The 20,374-nt window shown below is 63.5% G+C and carries 18 protein-coding genes; 10 read left to right on the top strand and 8 right to left on the bottom strand.

All coding sequences use genetic code 11. From position 1 onward, the window contains the following. Positions 1 to 31: 31 nt before the first annotated feature. Together GWC77_RS14310 and GWC77_RS14305 are read left to right on the top strand one after the other, a co-directional pair. Positions 32 to 718: a response regulator transcription factor gene (locus GWC77_RS14310; protein ID WP_173257806.1), complete on the top strand. Its 687-nt coding sequence runs from the start codon at positions 32 to 34 to the stop codon at positions 716 to 718. 24 nt (positions 719 to 742) lie between these two features. After that, on the top strand, positions 743 to 2,251 hold the full coding sequence (locus GWC77_RS14305) for a sensor histidine kinase (protein WP_173257804.1): 1,509 nt from the start codon (positions 743 to 745) through the stop codon (positions 2,249 to 2,251). On the opposite strand, the gene GWC77_RS14300 is transcribed toward GWC77_RS14305, so the two are convergent. From GWC77_RS14300 to mnmC, 5 genes are all read right to left on the bottom strand, one after another. Beyond that, positions 2,252 to 2,713: an SET domain-containing protein gene (locus GWC77_RS14300; protein WP_173257802.1), complete on the bottom strand. Its 462-nt coding sequence runs from the start codon at positions 2,711 to 2,713 to the stop codon at positions 2,252 to 2,254. A gap of 298 nt (positions 2,714 to 3,011) precedes the next feature. Next, a complete protein-coding gene (locus GWC77_RS14295) occupies positions 3,012 to 3,656 on the bottom strand; it encodes a MarR family winged helix-turn-helix transcriptional regulator (protein WP_173257800.1) in 645 nt (214 codons plus the stop codon). Between the two features lie 547 nt (positions 3,657 to 4,203). After that, positions 4,204 to 5,322, bottom strand: a complete 1,119-nt coding sequence (locus GWC77_RS14290) for a YbdK family carboxylate-amine ligase (protein WP_173257798.1) — start codon at positions 5,320 to 5,322, stop codon at positions 4,204 to 4,206. Positions 5,323 to 5,409: 87 nt separating this feature from the next. After that, the gene (locus GWC77_RS14285) at positions 5,410 to 6,612 is read right to left on the bottom strand and encodes a cation:proton antiporter (RefSeq protein ID WP_173257796.1); all 1,203 of its coding nucleotides are present in this window, start codon (positions 6,610 to 6,612) and stop codon (positions 5,410 to 5,412) included. Positions 6,613 to 7,386: 774 nt separating this feature from the next. After that, a complete protein-coding gene (gene mnmC, locus GWC77_RS14280) occupies positions 7,387 to 9,351 on the bottom strand; it encodes a bifunctional tRNA (5-methylaminomethyl-2-thiouridine)(34)-methyltransferase MnmD/FAD-dependent 5-carboxymethylaminomethyl-2-thiouridine(34) oxidoreductase MnmC (RefSeq protein WP_173257794.1) in 1,965 nt (654 codons plus the stop codon). Between the two features lie 422 nt (positions 9,352 to 9,773). On the opposite strand from mnmC, the gene GWC77_RS14275 reads away from it, so the two are divergent. After that, a complete protein-coding gene (locus GWC77_RS14275; protein ID WP_006401505.1) occupies positions 9,774 to 10,052 on the top strand; it encodes an HU family DNA-binding protein in 279 nt (92 codons plus the stop codon). A gap of 107 nt (positions 10,053 to 10,159) precedes the next feature. Here GWC77_RS14275 and GWC77_RS14270 read toward each other — a convergent pair whose 3' ends face one another. Then, the gene (locus tag GWC77_RS14270; RefSeq protein ID WP_173257792.1) at positions 10,160 to 11,476 is read right to left on the bottom strand and encodes a GTP-binding protein; all 1,317 of its coding nucleotides are present in this window, start codon (positions 11,474 to 11,476) and stop codon (positions 10,160 to 10,162) included. 113 nt (positions 11,477 to 11,589) lie between these two features. Next, on the bottom strand, positions 11,590 to 12,036 hold the full coding sequence (locus GWC77_RS14265) for a lytic transglycosylase domain-containing protein (protein ID WP_173257790.1): 447 nt from the start codon (positions 12,034 to 12,036) through the stop codon (positions 11,590 to 11,592). Positions 12,037 to 12,456: 420 nt separating this feature from the next. On the opposite strand from GWC77_RS14265, the gene gspD reads away from it, so the two are divergent. The 3 genes from gspD to gspF are packed head-to-tail and all read left to right on the top strand — an operon-like array spanning position 12,457 to position 17,614. Beyond that, on the top strand, positions 12,457 to 14,904 hold the full coding sequence (gspD, locus tag GWC77_RS14260; RefSeq protein WP_173257788.1) for a type II secretion system secretin GspD: 2,448 nt from the start codon (positions 12,457 to 12,459) through the stop codon (positions 14,902 to 14,904). Then, entirely contained in the window at positions 14,904 to 16,391 is a 1,488-nt protein-coding gene (gspE, locus tag GWC77_RS14255; protein ID WP_173257786.1) for a type II secretion system ATPase GspE, read from the top strand. The genes gspD and gspE overlap by 1 nt, the downstream gene beginning before the upstream one ends. 5 nt (positions 16,392 to 16,396) lie before the next feature. Continuing rightward, a complete protein-coding gene (gspF, locus tag GWC77_RS14250; RefSeq protein WP_173257784.1) occupies positions 16,397 to 17,614 on the top strand; it encodes a type II secretion system inner membrane protein GspF in 1,218 nt (405 codons plus the stop codon). 79 nt (positions 17,615 to 17,693) lie between these two features. Here gspF and GWC77_RS14245 read toward each other — a convergent pair whose 3' ends face one another. Further along, entirely contained in the window at positions 17,694 to 18,107 is a 414-nt protein-coding gene (locus GWC77_RS14245) for a general secretion pathway protein GspC (RefSeq protein ID WP_173257783.1), read from the bottom strand. 137 nt (positions 18,108 to 18,244) lie between these two features. Here GWC77_RS14245 and gspG point away from each other — a divergent pair, with 137 nt between their 5' ends. Genes gspG through GWC77_RS14225 form a run of 4 tightly spaced genes read left to right on the top strand, consistent with a single transcriptional unit; the run spans position 18,245 to position 20,349 of the window. Continuing rightward, positions 18,245 to 18,709 (top strand): type II secretion system major pseudopilin GspG, encoded by a 465-nt coding sequence (gene gspG / locus GWC77_RS14240; RefSeq protein ID WP_173257895.1) that lies wholly within the window; start codon positions 18,245 to 18,247, stop codon positions 18,707 to 18,709. Positions 18,710 to 18,753: 44 nt separating this feature from the next. Next, positions 18,754 to 19,257, top strand: coding sequence for a GspH/FimT family pseudopilin (locus tag GWC77_RS14235; protein ID WP_173257781.1), 504 nt, complete (start codon positions 18,754 to 18,756; stop codon positions 19,255 to 19,257). 2 nt (positions 19,258 to 19,259) lie between these two features. Then, entirely contained in the window at positions 19,260 to 19,688 is a 429-nt protein-coding gene (gene gspI / locus GWC77_RS14230) for a type II secretion system minor pseudopilin GspI (RefSeq protein WP_173257779.1), read from the top strand. Next, positions 19,666 to 20,349, top strand: coding sequence for a type II secretion system protein J (locus GWC77_RS14225; protein WP_173257776.1), 684 nt, complete (start codon positions 19,666 to 19,668; stop codon positions 20,347 to 20,349). Before gspI ends, GWC77_RS14225 begins: the two co-directional genes overlap by 23 nt. The last annotated feature ends 25 nt before the right edge of the window (positions 20,350 to 20,374 follow it).

Raw genomic sequence — 20,374 nt, 5'->3', positions numbered from 1 at the left:
ATGCGTAACCCATTGTACTTGAGCGACTTCCATGCGACTCCTCCTGATCGAAGATGACCGCCCGATCGCGCGCGGCATCCAAAGCAGCCTCGAACAAGCCGGATTCACCGTCGACATGGTTCACGACGGGATTTTCGCCGAACAGGCTCTCACGCAAAACCGCCACGAGTTGATCATCCTCGATCTCGGCCTGCCCGGTATCGACGGCATGACGCTGCTTTCGCGGTTCCGGCAGGGCAACCGCCACACGCCCGTGATCGTGCTGACGGCACGAGACGACCTGAGCGACCGCGTGCAAGGCCTCAATGCCGGCGCCGACGATTACATGCTCAAGCCGTTCGAGCCCGCCGAGCTCGAAGCGCGCATCCGTGCCGTCATGCGCCGCAGCGGCCCCGCCAACGACGTACCGCGCCCGGAAGTTTCGCTGGGCGGCGTGCGCCTGTCGGGTGTCGATCGCCGCATCTTCAACGAAGACAAGGCGCTGGAGCTTTCGCCGCGCGAATTCGCCGTGCTCGAAATGCTGCTGCTGCGCCATGGCCGGGTCGTCAGCAAGGCGCAGTTGCAGGACCATCTGACTCACTTCGGGGGAGACCTCGGGGATACGGCCATCGAGGTCTACGTGCACCGGGTGCGCAAGAAGCTCGAAAACTGTCGCGTCGAAATCGTGACGGTGCGCGGCTTCGGCTACTTGTTGCAGGAGATTCGTCAGGCGTCCTGAATGTAGGGCCCTGGCCGGTCGAACATGCCTCACGCCGCCGCGACAAGCTTGCGTCGTTCTCTCTTGCGGCGGCTGGCGGCGCCGCTGTGTCTGCTCGCGCTGATGAGCGGCCTCATCGCGTATTGGCTCGCGTGGCAATACACGCAGCACGTCATCGATCGGTCGCTCGCCGACCTGGCTACCGCCATTTCCAAGCAAGTCCAGATCGCCGGCCCCAACGCGCGCATCGTGGTTCCGCCGCTCGCGCGCGCGATGTTCTCCGATCCCCCGCAGCATTTGATCTACCGCATCAACGACGGCGAGCGCGATCTTGCCGGCGATCCCGATCTTCCGCTCACGGGCTCGAGCGTGCGCGACACACGTTACGCATCGATCTTCGAAACGCATCATCACGACATGCTGGTGCGCGTCGCCCAAGTTCGCGTCGCGCAGGACGGCGGCAAAAAACCGATCGTCGTCGAGGTCGCGCAACCGCTACGTCACCGCTATCGCATCGCGGCGGAATTCCTGGTCGCGATCATGATGCCGCTCCTGCTGCTGCTGCTCGCCGGCTGGGGCATCGTCTGGCGCGTCGTCAATCAGCAACTGGGCCCCCTCACGACGCTTGCCGATTCGCTGAACCGCCAGACGCACATGTCGCTCGAGCCCGTCGACGAAACGCATGTGCCGCTCGAAATCCGCCCGTTGACGAGCGCGTTGAACGCCCTGCTCGACCGCTTGAAGACCGCACTCGACGCCCAACGAAAATTCATCGCGGATGCCGCGCATCAGTTACGCACACCGCTGACGGCCGTCAAGCTGCATGCGGAACAAGCCGTGAAAGCCCGCGATCTCGCGCAATCGCTCGCATCCGTGCGTGAGTTGCGCGTGGCGGCGGATCGCGCCGTGCGGCTCTCGAATCAATTGCTGTCGCTCGCACGCGCAGAACCGGGGGCGCAGGCCACGCGTTTCGTCGATGTCGATATCGCGGCGCTCGCATTCGAAACGGGGGCGGAGTGGGTGCCGCGCGCGCTCGCGGCGCGCGTCGACCTTGGCTTTCAGCGGCTCGACGATCCCACGAACGATTCGTCGCTCGTGGTAAAGGGCAATCCGGTGCTGTTGCGCGAAGTGATCGCCAATCTGCTCGACAATGCGCTCAAGTACGTGCCGAGCACCCGCCTCGATGGCGCAAGGGTCACCGTCACCGTTACGCGCACCGTGACGCCGGCCAATACGCCTATTGCCGAGATTGCCGTCGAAGACAACGGCAGCGGCGTACCCGTGGCACTACAAGCCGATCTGTTCAAGCGCTTTTTCCGCGGCGACCGGCAAGACAGCGCCGACGATGCGGCTGACGGCGGCGCGGGTCTCGGGCTCGCCATCGTGCGCGACATCATGGATCTGCACGGCGGCAGTGTTGATTACGCCGATGCCCCGGACGGCGGCGCACGTTTCGTGGTGCGCATTCCGCTTGCGCCCAACCATGACGATCGCGAGCCGAGCCGCGAATCCGGTCCCGTTCGCGAGGAACGGACGAGCTCTTACCGGCTCTGATCAAGCCTTGCCGTTTCGCTTCGGCGCGAGCATCGTGCCCCGACACTTGCGTGCCCCGCAATGGCACGCGTATTCCTTCTTGAGCTTCTTGGTCTGGCGCTCGTCGATGACGAGCCCGTAATCGTAGAACAGCTCCTCATCGGCGGAAATGTCGCGCAGCGCCTGAATGAACACGCGCCCTTCGATTTCCTCGGCCTCACAGTTCGGCGCGCACGAGTGATTGATCCACCGTGCGCTGTTCCCGTCCACGTTACCGTCGATCACACGCCCATCTTCGAGTGCGAAATAGAACGTGTGATTCGGTTCGTCCGGATTGTGCGGATGCCGGCGCACCGCCTCTTTCCATGAGATCCGTTGCCCTTTGTATTCGAGCAGGCGCTCGCCAGCCCTGAGCGGTTGAGCGGCAAAAACCCCCTTGCCATGCACCCCCGAGCGGCGCACGACCAACTTGCGTGAACTCATCGACGAATCCTCTGAATAGCTTGCATGTCGCCATCGCGGCGCGGGAGCGTCGCCGCCTATGCGAGCATTTTCGATCACGGGATCGCTGGTGGGACCAGAACAGCGATCGATATGAAACGCGGCGCCCAAATAGGCGCCGCGTCGACACACGACGTGACACACGTCACAAAGCGAAATCGTACACGTTGACAACATCTTCGTTCAACGTTGTCCGCAATAAAACGGGAAACGGACCACCGCGGGCCATAATCGCCGGGCTCGAGCGCGCCGCGCGAGAAGCCTCGCCGCGCGAAGTCTGTCAGGTCTGTTGCGCGAAGATCTTCCAGATCTTCTTCTGCGTGGGCAAATCGGCCAGTTCGTGGCGCTCGCAATCGAGGCGTAGATTGATGTCGCCGATGTCCTGCCCGAACGCAGTGCATCGATGCGGCGTCTTCTTCGGGTTCTTGCTCGCGGCGAGGTGGCAGCATGTCATGCACATCCGATGCGCGGGCATGTCGCCTTGCACCTCCAGATGACGAATCATCTTGAGCAGCGTACGGTAAAACACGGCCTGTTCGTCGTCGGCCAGTTTGCCGACCGCCGAATTCAGAAATTCCGGCCACTGCTGCGCCCGCTTGGCCGCCGTACGGCCCCGCGCCGTCAAGCGAACCGCCAGTGCGCGGCCATCGTCGAGCGCACGCCGCTTTTCGATCAGCCCTTTCGCCTCCAGCGTGCTCACCGCATCGCTCGTCGTGGCGGCCGTCAGCGCCGTTTCGCGCGCGATCTCGCCAAGGCGCAGCGGCGCCTTGCGCTGCATGAGCAGCATGAGGATTTCGCCTTGCGTCGGCGTGAGTCCCACACTTTCAGCCCATTCCCACGCCTGGCTGCGCATTGCCGTGCCCAACCGTAACAGGCTGTGGGTCACGCGCCCACTCGCCCGTTCTGTAAAAACACCTTCACTCATAGTCATTGTTCGCTTTCGCCAGTGACAGCATTGCCGCTGCCGATCCGGTTACGCGCGCGCAGTGCCTCTCGACACGCCGCAACCTTCCGTGGGACGACCCGCCCCCTCTCTTGGGGCCAACTGATTTTACTCTTCGATACTTCGCGACAGGACGCGGAAAAAACGCCCATTTTCGCGACGATCGGCGAAAACGTGCCGCCACAGCATGCCGATGCGCCGTTCGAGCTTATGACGCCATATCGGTCCAAAGCGACGAACGCGCCATTTTAAGCGAGTAAAGCCGACCGCACAGCCACGTATTGGCAACCAAGCTGTGGATAACGTTTGTATAACCGTGCTGGCCGATTGTGGCGTCTTTCTTGATAACCTTGCCGCCTAAGAAATTGCGCCAAAGTTATCTGCAGACCAAAAGCGCTGCGCACCGCTCGTCCACCCGGTTATTGCAACGCTATCCCCTTGAGACCGCACGCAAAATCGAGGTTGTCCACAGAAATGAGCGTCGCTTGTTAACTACTACTACGTTTGTATACGAGTCACCACGGTAAACCTAAACACTGCGCCACTGGATGCATTGCTGGCGGACAACTTCGTGCAGCGACTTTTCTTTCGATGCCACGTCGCGCAGCCACGCGGCATCGTTCACTTGCCCGGTGGCGATTGCGGCGATTTCGTTGAGCGCGGCCGTCGATTGAAGTGCGCGCGCATGCGGCGCAATGACATCGAGCGTTTGCAGGATATCTTCGAATATCGTGCGTCGTTCGCCGGTTTGCGGATTGATGCAGGTGCCGCCCAATCCGAAGCGGCACGCCTCGAAACGGTTGAACGTATAAACGAGGTAGTCGTCCTCTTTCGGAATGAACGGTTTGTCCGTGAGCAAGTGACGCGCGAGCGTCTGGATATAGCAGGCGATCGCCGCAGCCCGATCGACCGATAGCGGCGTGTCCATCACCCGCACCTCGATGGTGCCGTAACCGGGCTTAGGCCGGATGTCCCAGTAAAAATCCTTCATGCTGTTGACGACGCCTGTCGCGACCATCTTCGAAAAATATTCTTCGAAGGCATCCCAGGTCAGCACGAACGGCGCGCGCCCCGACAGCGGGAATGCGAATACCGAGTTCAGGCGGGCCGAATGAAACCCGGTATCGACACCCTGCACATACGGCGACGATGCCGAAAGCGCGATGAAATGCGGGATGAAGCGCGACATCGAGTGCAACAGAAAGAGCGCACTGTCAGGATCGGGGCAGCCGATGTGCACGTGTTGGCCGAAAACCGTGAACTGCTTTGCGAGGTACCCGTAGAGTTCGGACAGATATTGAAAACGCGGCGCATCGAAAATTTGCCGTTCGCTCCATTGCTGGAACGCGTGCGTGCCGCCCCCGCAAAGACCGACGTTGAGATGATCGGCCGCCGCGACGAGCGTGTCCCGGATCGAGCGCAGCTGCGCGAGCGCCTCTTCATGCGAGGTGCAAATGCCGGTCGAAAGCTCGATCATGCTTTCCGTGATCTCGGGCGTGATGTTGCCCGGGCCTTTGTAATCCTTGACGAGGCGCATGAGGTCCGACGCCGCTTTGGTCAGATCGTAGTCGTGCGTATTGACGACCTGGATCTCGAGCTCGACGCCGAATGTGAAAGGCTTGGAATTGACAAAGGTTTCGAGTGCCATGTGCGTGTCCTGTTATGCGGGCAGATACGAGCAAAAGATGCGGCGTGCAGCGCAACCCGGACGCCGGCGCGCCGGGCGCAGCGGCGCTTACTCGCGGCGCTCGCCGACGAGCGTCAGGCTGCGGTAGACGATCCACGGTCCCACGATCTGCAGCACCACGATCGAACACATGACGATGGCACGCAGCGTCGGATCGAACTGCGGGTAGAGCTGATAAGTGTCGTCGGCCAGCAGGTAGGCAAGCGCCGACATCGGCGCGAGCGAGACCCCGAGCGCGATGCCCTGGTTCCACCCCAGACCGCTCGGTTTCGCGAACGCCAGCACGCCGACGAGCTTCGCAACGAAGCGCGCGACGATGAGGCCGAGCGCCGCCACGCCACCGAGCACGATATCGTGCCACTCGAACGAAGTCAGCGTCAGCACGAAGAGAATCACCGTCAGCAGCCATCCGGCCGTGCCGAAATGCTGAGGCCACAGTTGCGGCTTCTGCTCGAGGTTTTTGACGATGATGCCGGCGGCCAGGAGGCTGAGGATCGTCGAAAGCTTGAAAATATTCGCGATCGCGATCGCAAGCAGTACGAGGCCGAACAGCGCAACGAACGAATGCTCGTCCTGCATGTTCATGCGTTTGAAAAAGAACATGCAGGCGCGCGCGAGGAGATAGGCGACGACGAGCGAGCCGACAAGCAGATAGACCGGCTGGATGATCGTGGCAAAAACGTTTCCGTACACTTCCTGGTGCAGCCAGCTCGAGACGAGCTTTTCGACGACGACCGCATACATGCTGTTGAGCGCCGTCAACGTGAGAAGCCGCTGCGTCACCTGCCCTTCCGCGCGCAACTCCGTCTTGAGCTGAATCACCATGGCAGGCGAAGTCGACATCGAAATGGCGGCCAACACCGTTGCGACGGGCGGCGCCACCTTGGCGAACAACAAGACGATCAGCACGAGGGCGAAGGTGAGCGTCGCCTCGGCGAGGCTCGAGGCGATGAGCCATGGGTTACGGCGAATCCACCGAAGATCGAGACGGCTGCCCAGTTCGAACAACAGCAGGCCCAGTGCGACGTCGAGTAAAAGCCGCGACGTCGCGCCCATGCCGGCATCGATGGCGCCGACCCCGGCCGAACCGGCGATCAGGCCGATGACCGCATAGCCCGAAATCCGCGGCAGGCGCCATGCGCGATAGCAGAGCTCGCCGCAGAGCCCCGCGACGAGCAAGGCGAGTCCTGCCCAGAAGACCGCATTCGTCGCGAACGGCCAGCTCGGAAGGAAGGAAAACGCCGATTTCATGAGATAGCTTCTCCTTTACGGACAGTCCGCTCCGCGTCAGAGGCACGAAGCGGCATGTCGGATCTGTGTATTTGCCGAACCGGCGCACCGCGCCGGCGGGTTCGATGAGGGTCGCGGGCGCTGGGCTTCGAGCCGCGCGCACCGACGGTGTGCCGGCGAGCTCGCTCCCCGGCGGGACAATTAGGACGGGACGCTGCCGCTCTCGTCTGTGATTCCGATTCGGCTGGCGCCGTTCCGTTGGCGAGTGGTGCCTCGATTCGCCAACGCTCAACTCATGCTGGAAGAAACGCGGATTGTGCCACAGCTTGCTCGATTTGGAACGAATCCACATCGAACGGCTGTCAATTCGGTAGAAATGATCGTCAACGAGAACCGAACAGGAAAATTCATCCGATGGTTGCGGTCGATATTGCACCCCTGCGGCTCGTCGTTTCCTGCAGCGGCACGCGTGCCTCTAGGGTTTACAGGTTTACGTATGTATACAAGTAGTAGCAGTTAACAAAGCCCGCCCATTTCTGTGGATAACACCCGTTTACCGAGACGAATCAAACAGTTGTCGACCGCATAACCGCACGGGCAGCATGTGCGGACGACGGCCGTTTCCGAGAACAACTTTCAACGCTTCTGCCGAATCGGCAAGTTGTCCCGTTTACGTCCACGCGCCGTTCACAGCCATTTCATGTCGGCTTCAACGGCTTATCCACAGCTCTCGGTGGATAAGCTCGCTCTCGTCGGATTCCGTCTGCGTCCGAGATCGCGGGCTTCACTGCAGGTTCATGACGGCTGCACACTGCCCCGCCGCAAGGCCCTCAAAAGGTAGCGTGCAGGATCCAGGTCTTCCGCCAGCTCGCGTTCGATGGGCCACGGCTCGCCTTCCAGCTGTGAGGCGACCAGCTCGGCGGCGAGCGTCGACCAGACGAGTCCGCGCGAACCGAGAGCAAATGCCCCATAAAGGCCCGGCGAGCGATGCAGATCGAGTGGCCACGCACCGGCCAATGCGCTGGCGTGCCGCGCGCACAGCGCTTCATCGGCGAGCGGCCCGACCATCGGTAGGCGATCGCTCGTCACGCAGCGGAATGCGACACGGCTGGGCAGACTCGATGTGTCGAGCGCCGCAAGTTGCTCTCCCCACGCCGGCACGAGTTGCGCGAGCCGGGCTATGTTTTCCGCGTTATCGAGTTCGCGTGAAGTGCTGTCGGCGTCGTCGATCCCGTAGGTTGCGCCCGCAAGCAACCCATCGGCGAGCGGCACGGCATAACCTTCGCCGATCAACGGCACACGCAGCTGCGTACCGATAGGTAGCCGCGTCAATTGCCCACGCACGATCCGTGTTGGGGCGTGACGCAGACCGGCGATCCGCGCCGCTTCGTGAGCGTTGGCGAACACGACGACTTCGGCGCGGGCGAGGACCTGGCCGGTTTCATCGAGCACGCTCCAAGCGGACCCTTCGCGTTCGATTCGCGAGACCCGGACTCCCGCACGCCAATCGAGCGCGGTGCCGGCCTCGGCGCACAGCGCGGCACATAGCGAGGCGGGATCGAGCGAGCCGCCTCGAGGGTAGAACCAGCCGTCGTGACTGAGCGTCACACCGGCGAGGTCGGTGGCTTCGATGGACGACACATGTCGAACGAACGTCTCCGGATAGCGATAGGAATCGATAGCATCGGCCAGCGAGCGCGCTTCGTGCGCATCGGACGGCAGATGCAGCAGGCCTCGATCGGTACGGGTGAAATCGTGACCGCGCGCTTCGAGCGCGCGCCAACTCTGCAACGCCATGAGAAAGCCCGCGCGCGAGATGCGCGTCGCGACGCTTTCATCGCGCGAGAGCAATGGATGAAAGACGGCGGCCGGATTGCCCGACGCTTCGCTTGCCATTCGGGTGTTCCGGTCGAGCAATGTGACGTGCCACCCTCGCGCGGCCAATCGCTCGGCGAGCGCGCAGCCGGCCATGCCCGCACCGATGACGACGGCGTGACGTTGCACAACCGAAAACGGCAGCGGCGGTTCGTGCCGGCGAACACGCCAGCGGGGCGCAAAGCGGCCGACGAGCATTTCGCGCTTGCCGGCGAAACCGGCCGCTTTTTCGCAGGCGAAGCCGGCGCCTTCAAGCCCCCGCCGAACCTCTCCCGCGCAAGTGTAGGTGGCGAGCGTGGCGAAGGTGCCGGCCACATGCGTCAGCGACTTGAAGACGGATGGCGCCCACATATCGGGATTCTTGGCCGGGGCGAAGCCATCGAGATAAAAGGCATCGGCGCGCAGCCACAGCTTGGGCAGCCATTCGAGCGCATCGCCGAACACGATCGTCAGCGTCACGCGGCCGCCTTCGAACGAGAGCCGATGGACGCCACCGATGAGCGGCGGCCACGCTTTCACGAGCTCGGCGGCGAGCGGCCCGATGGTTGTGTCGGCAACGAGCTTGTCATGCAAAATGCCCAAGTCGGCGGCGGAAAACGGATGCTTTTCGACTGAGACGAACGCAAGCCGCTCGCAACGCGCGGGATCGGCACGCCATGCGGCCCAGGTGGCGAGGAAATTGACGCCGATGCCGAATCCTGTCTCGAGGATCGTGAAAAGGCGTTGTCCTTGCCAGCGTTGCGGCAATGCATTGCCGCCGATGAACACGTGCCGCGCCTGCGCGAGTGCGCCTGACGCGCTGTGATAGATGTCGTCGAAGCGTGGCGAGTATGGTGTGCCGTCGCCGCGAAAAGCGAGGGTGGCGGGCACGAGTGGATGTGTCATGGCAGGGAGAACATGCAGCGGTTGCGGCCGGCCCGGCTCGATCCGGGCATGCGGCACGAGGTTCGAATGAGTGCGAAGCGGCGGCGGGCGCCCTCCTCCGGGCTTTCCCAGAACGTTGGCAAAATCCAACGTCGCAGCTCGCCGATACCCCGAAAGCCCTTGGCAGACGGGCTTTTCGGGTACGACAATGCGGGAAACCCAGCACCGGCAAGGTTAAGAAGCGTTAAATTCTTTGAAACCCTTGCCGTTATTGGGTTTGCGCTGAGCTATCATAGCAAGCGCCGCACGACGGCCGCGCGCTGGGTTCGCGGCAGCCGGGGGCGCTCGCTTCGCCACAGCTACTCGACGGCACAGCTTGCGTACGTATAACGGCGCGTGTTCGCGCTGTCCGTGTCATTTCAATCTGATAAAGAGGAACGTTAATGAACAAACAGGAACTGATCGACGCCGTCGCGGCTCAGACGGGCGCTAGCAAGGCTCAAACCGGCGAAACGCTGGATACGCTTCTCGAAGTGATCAAGAAGGCAGTCTCGAAGGGCGACGCGGTTCAGCTGATCGGCTTCGGCAGCTTCGGTTCGGGCAAGCGCGCTGCCCGCACCGGCCGTAACCCGAAGACGGGCGAGACCATCAAGATTCCGGCCGCGAAGACGGTCAAGTTCACGGCTGGCAAGGCATTCAAGGATGCGGTCAACAAGCGCTGATGCTTGCAGCTCGACGTTTGTTCGAGACCCGCCCTCAGGCGGGTTTTTGTTTTTTATTGAGTGCGTAAGCGTCGCGCCGCTCGGCCCTCGTTGCTGACGAGCGATTCCTAACGAACGATCTGCCCCGTGCCGCCGTGCTCTTCGTCATCGGCGTCGAGGTCCCAGGCCGGGAATGGATCGGTAAGCGCGGGCCAGCCAAGCGGTCCGAGCGCATATTCGTCGTCGGTCAAAAGACAGGCATCGAGCTTGGCCTGCCACTCGCCGGCGTCGAGCGAGACGCCGATCAAGACCAGTTCCTGGCGACGATCGCCGATCGACATATCGTCCGGTGCGCCGAGCCAGTCGGCCGCGATTTCCGCAGCGAGTTCCTCATCGTCGGGCCACTCGTCGCGTGGCTGGGCAGCCCACCAGAAGCCCGCCGGCCCGTGGCGGCATGCACTGCCCGCTTGCGAAAACGAACCTACGACGTCGTTACGCGTGGCGAGCCAGAAAAAGCCCTTGCTGCGCAGCACGTTGCGCCATGACGCGCTATCGTGCAGCAGTCCCCAGAGCCGCTCGGGCGAGAAGGGTCGCCGAGCGCGGTAAACGAAGCTGTCGATCCCGTATTTTTGCGCTTCGCCATGCGGTTCATGCAGATGCCCATGCTCATGCGAACCGTCATCGTGCGCATGATCGTGTTCATGGTCGCTGTTGAGCGTTGCGAGCCAGCCGGGTGCGCTTGCCGCTTCGTCGAAATCGAAACGCCCCGTGCCGACGACCTCGGCGAGCGGAACGGCACCGAAGGTGCTGACGATCTGCCGCGCGCGCGGATTGAGCCCGGCGAGTATGCCTTGCAAGCGCGCGAGCGAATCGGCATCCACGAGATCCGCCTTGTTGACGATGAGCACGTCGGCGAACTCGACTTGCTCGACGAGCAATTCGACGAGCGTGCGGTCGTCCTCATCGCTCGATGCGAGTCCGCGCTCGGCGAGCGCCTCGGACGATTCGTAGTCGCGCAAAAAGTTGAGTGCGTCGACGACGGTGACCATTGTGTCGAGGCGCGCCACATCGGTGAGCGTGGCCCCGTCGTCGTCCGCGAAGGCGAAGGTCTCGGCGATCGGCATGGGCTCCGCCACGCCCGTCGATTCGATGACGAGCGCATCGAATCGGTGCTCGTCGGCAAGACGGCGCACTTCGGCGAGCAGGTCCTCGCGCAGCGTGCAGCAAATGCAGCCATTCGACAGTTCGACCAGCCGTTCCTCGGACTGCGAGAGCGCGGCGGCACCGCGCACGAGCGAGGCGTCGACGTTGACCGAGGCGAGATCGTTGACGATGACCGCCACGCGCATGCCGGCGCGATTGGCGAGAATGTGGTTGAGCAGCGTGGTCTTGCCCGCGCCGAGAAAGCCCGACAACACGGTGACGGGCAAAGTGGGCTGGTTCATGAGGGTGGACATCGAGTGGGCGAAAAGTGCAAGACGCCCGGAAATGAGGCGGCGCAGCGAGCATTGTGCACCAAACGCCCGAAGGCCGGTGCCGCCGGCCCTGCGCTGCGCGCTTATCGCGACGCGGAAACGAGCTTCCAGCGCGTGAGGATATCGGCGATCTGCCGCGCGTACCGGTCGCGCAGCGAGGGTGTTTCGGAGTGATAGGCGCCGATTGCCTGCCAGCTGTTGCCGTATTTGTTCATCTTCTGGCGCAGGTGCCAGGCGGCAACATAAACGTTCTTGCACGGCTCCATCAGCGTGCCGGTGGAGATACCGTACTGCGATAGCGTGGGCAGGTGAACCGAATTGATCTGCATGAGGCCGTAATCGACGGAGCCGTTGTCGTTCTTATGGAGCGCGTCGGGATGGTTATGCGATTCCTGCCAGGCGATCGCGCGCAACACGAGCGGGTTGACCTTCTGGTAGCGCGCGGCTTCGTCGAAGCAATCCGCGCGCGCGGCACCGCTTGCCGACCAGCCGGCCAGGCCGAATACCAGAATGACGATTGTCCGTTTCATCGCCGGACCGACCCTCCCAAGCTATTGTTGTTCGAATTACCCGGATGGCATATGCGCGCGCCGATCGAGGGAAAACCCGAGGCCCGCGCGAGCGTGCGATCCGAAATACCGCTCGTATCATAGCGGCTGGCGCCGTATGCGCACAGCAGGCCAGCAGACATAAGACCGTTGCCCGCCGACAAAAAGGTAACGATCGGTTAGCGCGCGGCGACGCCGACATTTTCCTTACGATGGCGCACCGAGGCTTGTCTCGCGATCGCCAGCCCGTGAATCGATGCCCAAGTTCGGGGTTTGTGATTGTCGGGACATGAAAAGCTGCTAATGTTCGACCTGAACTTTCGGCGGCGGCATGACCGATGGCGCGAGGGGGGCTTTGTGCCAATGGCCGCAACCTAGCAATCTCGCATTGATTCCTATTCCATGATAAGAAACCGTAAGGCATTGCGCCGGATCGCAGCCGCGTTGCTGATGGCCAGTCTCGTCGTTGCGCAGGGCGCGCATGCGGAAGTCACGCTCAACTTCGTCAACGCCGACATCGACCAGGTGGCCAAAGCGATCGGCGCGGCCACGGGCAAGACCATCATCGTCGACCCGCGCGTCAAAGGGCAGTTGAATCTCGTCTCGGAACACCCCGTCCCTGAAGAGCAGGCGATCAAGACGCTCGAATCGGCGTTGCGCATGCAGGGGTTCTCCCTCGTGCAGGACCACGGCGTACTGAAGGTCGTGCCCGAGGCCGATGCGAAGCTGCAGGGCGTGCCGACCTACTTCGGCAATTCCACGCCGGCGCGCGGCGATCAGGTCATCACGCAGGTCTTCGAGCTGCATAACGAATCGGCGAACAACCTGCTGCCCGTTTTGCGGCCGCTCATTTCGCCGAACAACACCATTGCCGCCTATCCCGCCAACAACACGCTCGTCGTGACCGATTATGCCGATAACGTGCGGCGCATCGCGTCGATCATCGCGGGCGTCGACAACGCCGCGGGTCGTCAGATCGAGGTCGTGCCGCTCAGGAACGCGATCGCCGTCGATGTGGCCCAGCAGCTTTCGAAGCTGCTCGACCCGGGCGCGATCGGCAGTACCGACGCAACGCTGAAGGTTTCGGTCACGCCCGATCCGCGCACGAATTCGCTGCTCTTGCGGGCGTCGAACAAGGCGCGGCTCGCCGCGGCGAAAAAACTCGCGCAGCAGCTCGACGCGCCCAGTTCGCAGCCCGGCAACATGCACGTCGTGCATCTGCGCAACGCCAACGCGGTCCAGCTCGCGAAAACGTTGCGCGGCATGATGGGCAAAGGCGGCTCCGAGGGAACGAGCGGTTCCAGCGCCGAATCGAACGCCGCCGGCTCGTTCAACGAGAGCGCCGCAGGCGGCGGTTCCACCTCGACGGGAACGCCCGGCGTGCCGCCGCTACCGACGTCGTTCGGCAGCTCTTCGAGTTCGGGTTCGATGGGCGGCAACTACGGCGCCGGTGCCGGTGGAGGCGGTGGCGGCCTGGGCGGCAATCGCAGCTTTTCGAGCAATCGGCAAGGCGGCGGCAACGAGGACAACAATCCGCCCGGCGGCATGATTCAGGCCGACGCGGCCACCAATTCGCTGATCATCACGGCGTCCGATCCGGTCTACCGGAACCTGCGGGCCGTAATCGACCAGCTCGATGCGCGCCGTGCGCAGGTGTATATCGAAGCGCTGATCGTCGAGCTGCAAGCGTCGAGCGCTGCCAATCTCGGCATTCAATGGCAAGGCGCGCTTCTGTCGAACAGCGGCAACAACGGTGTGTACGGGGGGTCGAATTTCGGCGGAAGCACGAGCAACATCGTCAATCTGACGGCGCTGGGGGCAGGCGTCGCGTCATCGGGCAACCTCTCGAGCGCGCTCAGCACGTTGAATCCGGGATCCAGCACCCCGATTTTGCCGAATGGGCTGAACATCGGCCTGCTGCATCGCTTCGGCAACATCTTCGGGCTGGGCGGCTTGCTGCAGGCCCTCAGTCAGTCGAGCGACGCGAACGTGCTGTCGTCGCCGAACCTCATGACGCTCGACAACGAGGAAGCGAGAATCATCGTCGGCCAGAACGTGCCGATTCCCTCGGGGTCCTACACGACGAATACGAGCTCGGCGACGGGCGTCAATGCCTTCAATACATTCGACCGGCAAGACGTCGGCACGGTGCTGCATATCAAGCCGCAAATCACCGACGGCGGCATATTGAAGCTGCAGCTGTACACGGAGGTATCGTCGGTCGATCAGGCGACGATCAACAACAGCGCGTCGAACGGCGGTTTTTCGATCAACAAGCGTTCGGTGCAATCGACGGTGCTTGCCGACGACGGATCGATCGTCGTGCTCGGTGGGCTCATCGGCGACAACTACAGCGCGAGCAACTCGAAGGTGCCGCTGCTCGGCGACATTCCCTGGATAGGTCAGTTGTTCCGCAGCGAAAACAAGAACCGGCAAAAGGACAATCTGATGATTTTCCTGCGCCCGGTCATCGTGCGCGATCTGGAAGACAGCACGGCCATCGCGGAAAACCGCTATGACCTCATGCGCGATCAACAGCTCGGCTATCAAACCGACAACCGCCTGATCCGCGACAAGAACGTGCCGCAGTTGCCGACCGTCCCGCCAGGCCCGACCGAGGGCGCCCGGCCATCGAGCAACCTGTTCGACTTGCGGCGCATGACGCCGCAGCCGAGCGCGGCGATGGCGGCTCCGCCCGGGGCCGTTCAGCAAGGTGGCGCGGCACCGGGCACGGGCAATGCGAATCCGTCTGTCGGCGGTGCCCCCGCCACGGCGGATCCGTCGACGGCGAATCCGCCTCAGCAAGGCGTTCGCCCGTCGAACCCGGGCGTCTCGCAAGGAGGAAGCTGATGGTCACGCAGGCGGCGTCGGAACCGGTGACCGAGCGCGAGGCGCCCTCGCCGCTCGCCGCTCGCCTGTTGCCGTACGGCTTTGCCCGCAACGGCCAGGTTCTCGTCGCTCATCAAGGGCCGGAAGGCATCGAGGTCTGGATCAGCGACCGCACGAACGCAGCGGCACTTGCGGAAGTCGCGCGTAATTTCGGTGCGCTGACCGCGGTGCGCTTGCCCGCCGACGAGCTCGCGCAGGCCATCAACCGCGCCTACGAGCGTCATGACGGCAGCGCCGCGCAGGTCGTCGGCGAAGTCGAAGGCGAAGTCGATCTCTCGCGTCTCATGCAGGACATTCCCGAGGTCGAGGACTTGCTCGAATCGGAAGACGACGCGCCGATCATCCGCATGATCAACGCGCTGCTCACGCAGGCGGCGCGCGAGCATGCGTCGGACATCCATATCGAGCCGTTCGAGAATGCCTCGGTCGTGCGATTTCGCGTCGACGGCACGCTGCGCGATGTCGTGCGCCCGAAAAAGGCGTTGCATGGCGCATTGATCTCGCGCATCAAGATCATGGCCCAACTCGATATCGCGGAGAAACGGCTACCGCAAGACGGACGCATTACCTTGCGCGTCGGTGGCCGCGCCGTCGATGTGCGCGTGTCGACCCTGCCTACCGGGCACGGCGAGCGGGCGGTACTGCGCCTGCTCGAGAAGGACGCCCAGCACCTGAATCTCGAGGCGCTGGGTATGGGGCCTGATACGCTCGAGCGCTTCGATCGCCTGATTTCGCGGCCGCACGGCATCGTCCTGGTGACGGGCCCGACGGGCTCGGGTAAGACGACGACGCTTTATGCCTCGCTGTCGCGGCTCGAGACGGCCTCGAGCAACATCATGACTGTCGAGGATCCGATCGAGTATGACCTGCCGGGTATCGGGCAGACGCAGGTCAACGAGCGTATCGGTATGACGTTCGCTCGCGCGCTTCGCTCGATCCTGCGCCAGGATCCGGACATCATCATGATCGGCGAGATCCGCGATCTGGAAACCGCGCAAATCGCAGTGCAGGCGTCGCTCACGGGCCACCTCGTGCTTGCGACGCTGCATACGAACGACGCCGCATCGGCCGTGACCCGACTCACCGACATGGGCGTCGAACCGTACCTGCTTGCCTCGTCGCTGCTTGGCGTGCTCGCGCAGCGGCTCGTGCGACGGCTTTGCCCCGTTTGCAAGGAAGAGCGCGTCGAAGAAGGACGCACGCACTGGCATCCCGTCGGCTGCGACAAATGCGCGCGCTCCGGGTACTCGGGCCGGCGCGGTATCTATGAGCTGCTCATCATCGACGATGCGATTCGCACGATGATCCACCACAATGCTGCCGACGCCGAGATTCTCAAGGCTGGCCGCGCCCAAGGCATGCGTACGCTGCGCGAGGACGGCGAACGATGGCTCGCGTCGGGCGTGACCTCGCTTGAAGAGCTGATCCGCGTGACGGGCGGGGCTTAACGCGCATGCCGGCATTTCGATTCGAAGCCATCGATACGGTCGGGCACGCCCAAAAAGGCGTGCTCGATGCCGACAGCGCCCGTTCCGCACGCGCGCAGCTGCGCACGCAGGGCCTGACGCCGCTCGTTGTCGAACCCGCGGGTAGCGCGGCGCGCGGCGAGCGCAGCCGGCGCCTCGCGCTCGGACGCAAGCTGTCGCAGCGCGAGCAGGCGATTCTCACGCGTCAGCTCGCGAGCCTCCTGACGGCGGGGTTGCCGCTCGACGAGGCCCTGGCCGTGCTGACCGAACAGGCCGAGCGCGACTACATCCGTGAGCTCGTCGCCGCGATTCGCGCCGAGGTGCTCGGCGGACATTCGCTCGCCAACGCGCTCGAGCAGCATCCGCGCGATTTTCCGGATATCTACCGCGCGCTGGTTGCCGCGGGCGAGCACACGGGCAAGCTGGGGCTCGTGCTTTCGCGGCTCGCCGATTACATCGAGCAGCGTAACGCACTCACGCAGAAAATCGTGCTGGCCTTCACCTATCCGGCCATCGTCACGATGATCGCATTCGGCATCGTGACGTTTCTGCTCAGTTACGTCGTGCCGCAAGTCGTGAACGTGTTCGCCAGCACCAAACAGCAGTTGCCGTTCATCACCGTGTTCATGATGGCGCTCTCCGGGTTCGTGCGGCATTGGTGGTGGGCGATTCTGATCGGGGTGGGTCTCGTCGTGTTCGGGGTGCGCGGCATTCTCGCGCAACAAGCGCCCCGCCTCGCGTTCGACAGATGGCTGCTGACCGCGCCGCTTGCGGGCAAGCTCGTGCGCGGCTACAACACCGTGCGCTTCGCCAGCACGCTTGCGATTCTGACCGCGGCGGGCGTGCCGATCCTGCGCGCGCTTCAGGCAGCCGGTGAAACGTTGAACAACCGCGCGATGCGAGGCAATGTCGACGATGCCATCGTGCGCGTGCGCGAAGGGACCTCGCTGTCGCGTTCGCTCGGCAACGTGAAAACGTTTCCTCCAGTACTCGTGCACCTGATTCGTTCGGGCGAGGCGACGGGGGATGTGACGACGATGCTCGATCGCGCGGCCGAGGGCGAGGCGCGCGAACTCGAGCGCAGGACAATGTTTCTGACGAGCCTGCTCGAGCCGTTGCTGATTCTTGCGATGGGCGGCGTCGTACTCGTCATCGTGCTTGCGGTGATGCTGCCGATCATCGATCTGAACAATATGGTTCAGTGATCGCGACCGCGAGCGCGTGACGACGCGAGCAAGCGTATCGGGTGTACCTTGTGGACCGGCTATTCGGGTTGGCGGCGTTTCAGCGCACGTAGATCGTGGGGCCCGTGACGGTACTCGGCAAAAATACTTCGGAGCGTGCGCCGTTGTGATCGACGATGATCGAACGCGCGCGCACTTGCGCAAGCGTCGAGTCTTCGCCGAGCCGGCCGCCGAGCGAAATCGCGTGCGGCGGTTCGTCGCCGACACTGACGATGGCGGCGGCGCCTTTGCTCAGCGCGAGAATGCCGAAAAGCTTGATGCTCCGGTTCACTTCGCGCGTGAGCTTGCCGCCGAAAAGCGTCGTGGCGTCTTCGACGGACACGGCCGGCGCCACCGATGCGGCGGGCGGCGCGGCGGGCGGCCGGGCGGTGAAAAGCACGGCCCAGTACGTCAGTGTCGCGCAAAGAATCGCGAAGGCGACGAAAGATAGCAGGCGGACTTGTAGAGTGTTCATGCAGCCATTGTACGAAGTATTGATCGGTTTGCGCGTGACCTGGCGCGCGGACGGTCCGACATTACAATCACGGGCCGAATCGAGCGCCGGACGCAGCGGCGTTTTTGGCCCAACTTTTTGAGAACGAGGTAGGAATGATGCAACGATGGACCCGACGTCATATGGAGCTGGAATCGGCGCGTGCACGGCGCCAGCGCGGTTTTACGCTGATCGAAATCATGGTCGTCATCGCGATTCTCGGCATCCTGGCCGCGCTGATCGTGCCCAAGATCATGAGCCGTCCCGACGAGGCACGCCGCGTCGCCGCCAAGCAGGACATCGGCTCGATCAAGCAGGCGCTCGATCTGTACCGGCTCGACAATGGCCGCTATCCGGCGCAGGACCAAGGGCTGCAGGCGCTCATCAGCAAGCCGACGACCGATCCGGTGCCCAATAATTGGAAGGACGGCGGTTATCTCGACAAGCTGCCGACCGACCCCTGGGGGCATCCTTACCAGTATCTGAATCCCGGCGTACACGGCGAAATCGATGTATTCAGCTTCGGCGCCGACGGCAAAGCCGGCGGCGAAGGCAACGACGCCGATATCGGGTCGTGGCAGTAAGCCCGTTGCGATGCCCCATGGACGCTGCATCCTGGTAACCGACGATGCCCGATTCGACGACGAGCAGCCCCTGTTTTCGTGAAGCCACGTACGCGCGCGGGCGTGGCTTCACGCTGCTCGAAATGCTCGTCGTGCTCGTGATAGCGGGGCTGCTCGTGTCGCTCGCGTCCGTGTCGATCACACGTAATCCGCGCACGGACCTCAAGGAGCAGGCGCAGCGCCTTGCGTTGCTGTTCGAATCGGCCTCCGACGAAGCCCAGGTGCGTGCGCGGCCGATTGCATGGCAGCCGGTGGCGGGCGGCTACCGATTCGACATCCGTACCGACGACGGTTGGCGACCGCTGCAGCGCGACGAGCTGTTGCGCGAAAGGCGGTGGGAAGCCGGCATCACCGACGTCGCGATCGATTACCCCGGCTCCGATGTCCATCCCGATCGCATCGTATTCGGGGTGGAAAGCATCGGTGCCGCGGTGACCGTCACGCTTTTTTCGGAGGTCGGCCGCGTCACGGTCGTCGGCACCGGAAACGGCCGCTTCGAGGTGCGCTGACGATGCCTGCCCGCCTACTCTTGCTGACCCGGCGCGCAAGCCGCGCAAGACGTCCTGTCCGACCGACCGGTTTCACGATGATCGAGGTGCTCGTTGCGCTCGCGATCATTGCCGTCGCCTTGGCGGCGGCGTTGCGCGCGAGCGCCATGCTCGCTACGGACGAAGCCGGCCTGCACCGGCGTCTGCTTGCCGGATGGAGCGCCGAGAACGCCCTCGCGCAACTCTATCTCGCCCGGCAGTGGCCCGATATCGGCGCACGCACGTTCGATTGCTCGCAGGGCAACCAACCGTTGTCATGCACCGAGCGCGTCGCGGCGACGCCCAATCCGGTCTTTCGGCGCGTCGAGGTCTCCGTGACGGTACCGGGGGAAGACGGCGTGCTCGCCCAACTCGTCACGGTGGTGGCCAATGAGACGAACCGTGCGCTCTGATGCCGCGCGGCGCTCGCGGCGCACCGGCGGGTTCACGTTGATCGAGCTGATGGTCGCGATCGCAATTCTCGCTGTCATCGCCGTGCTCTCATGGCGCGGGCTCGAGCAGATCATTCGCGCACGGCAGACGATCACCAATGCGATGGAGGACGAGCGGGTCTTCGTCCAGCTGTTCGATCAGGTTGGCATCGATGCGCGCGAAGCTGCCACCGACGACGAGGTCGGGCAACCCTCCGTGTCCGTCGCCGGCAGTACGCTGCAAATCGTGCGGCATTTCGGCATCGCAGGCGAAGCGCCGCGCTTGCAGGTGGTCAGATATCAGATCGCGAACGGGCGCGTGACGCGCTACGCCTCGCCACCGGTCGCGACGGCCGGGGACCTGCGCCGGCTGGTCGATGCCTCGAGCGGCGCCGGTGCGTGGAGCGCGGTACCGTTGATCGGCGGTGTCGGCGCGATCAACGCGCGGCTCTTCGTTCCGCGGGTCGGATGGACCACGCAGATGAGCGAGGTCAGCGACGAAATCGCGCGCAACGCCAACAATCTCAAAGTGCCGCAATTCGGCAACGCGCCGCTCGATCGTGCGGTCAAGGGGCTCGAACTCACCATCGGCGCCACGTCCCTGCATGCGCCGATCAGGCGCGTCTTTCTGGTCGGAGAGTGACGATGCGCCTTCGCGTTCCTGCCGT

The sequence above is a fragment of the Paraburkholderia sp. NMBU_R16 genome, assembly GCF_013282575.1.
GTDB lineage: Bacteria > Pseudomonadota > Gammaproteobacteria > Burkholderiales > Burkholderiaceae > Trinickia.
The sequence above is the reverse complement of the archived record's forward strand: the minus strand, read 5'-3'. Positions and strand labels throughout refer to the sequence as shown.

Bases quoted from the DNA above. Each gene is read 5' to 3' on its own strand.
- GWC77_RS14310 (WP_173257806.1), top strand. From the start codon at position 32: ATGCGACTCCTCCTGATCGAAGATGACCGCCCGATCGCGCGCGGCATC.
- GWC77_RS14305 (WP_173257804.1), top strand. From the start codon at position 743: ATGCCTCACGCCGCCGCGACAAGCTTGCGTCGTTCTCTCTTGCGGCGG.
- GWC77_RS14300 (WP_173257802.1), bottom strand. From the start codon at position 2,713: ATGAGTTCACGCAAGTTGGTCGTGCGCCGCTCGGGGGTGCATGGCAAG.
- GWC77_RS14295 (WP_173257800.1), bottom strand. From the start codon at position 3,656: ATGAGTGAAGGTGTTTTTACAGAACGGGCGAGTGGGCGCGTGACCCAC.
- GWC77_RS14290 (WP_173257798.1), bottom strand. From the start codon at position 5,322: ATGGCACTCGAAACCTTTGTCAATTCCAAGCCTTTCACATTCGGCGTC.
- GWC77_RS14285 (WP_173257796.1), bottom strand. From the start codon at position 6,612: ATGAAATCGGCGTTTTCCTTCCTTCCGAGCTGGCCGTTCGCGACGAAT.
- mnmC (WP_173257794.1), bottom strand. From the start codon at position 9,351: ATGACACATCCACTCGTGCCCGCCACCCTCGCTTTTCGCGGCGACGGC.
- GWC77_RS14275 (WP_006401505.1), top strand. From the start codon at position 9,774: ATGAACAAACAGGAACTGATCGACGCCGTCGCGGCTCAGACGGGCGCT.
- GWC77_RS14270 (WP_173257792.1), bottom strand. From the start codon at position 11,476: ATGAACCAGCCCACTTTGCCCGTCACCGTGTTGTCGGGCTTTCTCGGC.
- GWC77_RS14265 (WP_173257790.1), bottom strand. From the start codon at position 12,036: ATGAAACGGACAATCGTCATTCTGGTATTCGGCCTGGCCGGCTGGTCG.
- gspD (WP_173257788.1), top strand. From the start codon at position 12,457: ATGATAAGAAACCGTAAGGCATTGCGCCGGATCGCAGCCGCGTTGCTG.
- gspE (WP_173257786.1), top strand. From the start codon at position 14,904: ATGGTCACGCAGGCGGCGTCGGAACCGGTGACCGAGCGCGAGGCGCCC.
- gspF (WP_173257784.1), top strand. From the start codon at position 16,397: ATGCCGGCATTTCGATTCGAAGCCATCGATACGGTCGGGCACGCCCAA.
- GWC77_RS14245 (WP_173257783.1), bottom strand. From the start codon at position 18,107: ATGAACACTCTACAAGTCCGCCTGCTATCTTTCGTCGCCTTCGCGATT.
- gspG (WP_173257895.1), top strand. From the start codon at position 18,245: ATGCAACGATGGACCCGACGTCATATGGAGCTGGAATCGGCGCGTGCA.
- GWC77_RS14235 (WP_173257781.1), top strand. From the start codon at position 18,754: ATGCCCGATTCGACGACGAGCAGCCCCTGTTTTCGTGAAGCCACGTAC.
- gspI (WP_173257779.1), top strand. From the start codon at position 19,260: ATGCCTGCCCGCCTACTCTTGCTGACCCGGCGCGCAAGCCGCGCAAGA.
- GWC77_RS14225 (WP_173257776.1), top strand. From the start codon at position 19,666: ATGAGACGAACCGTGCGCTCTGATGCCGCGCGGCGCTCGCGGCGCACC.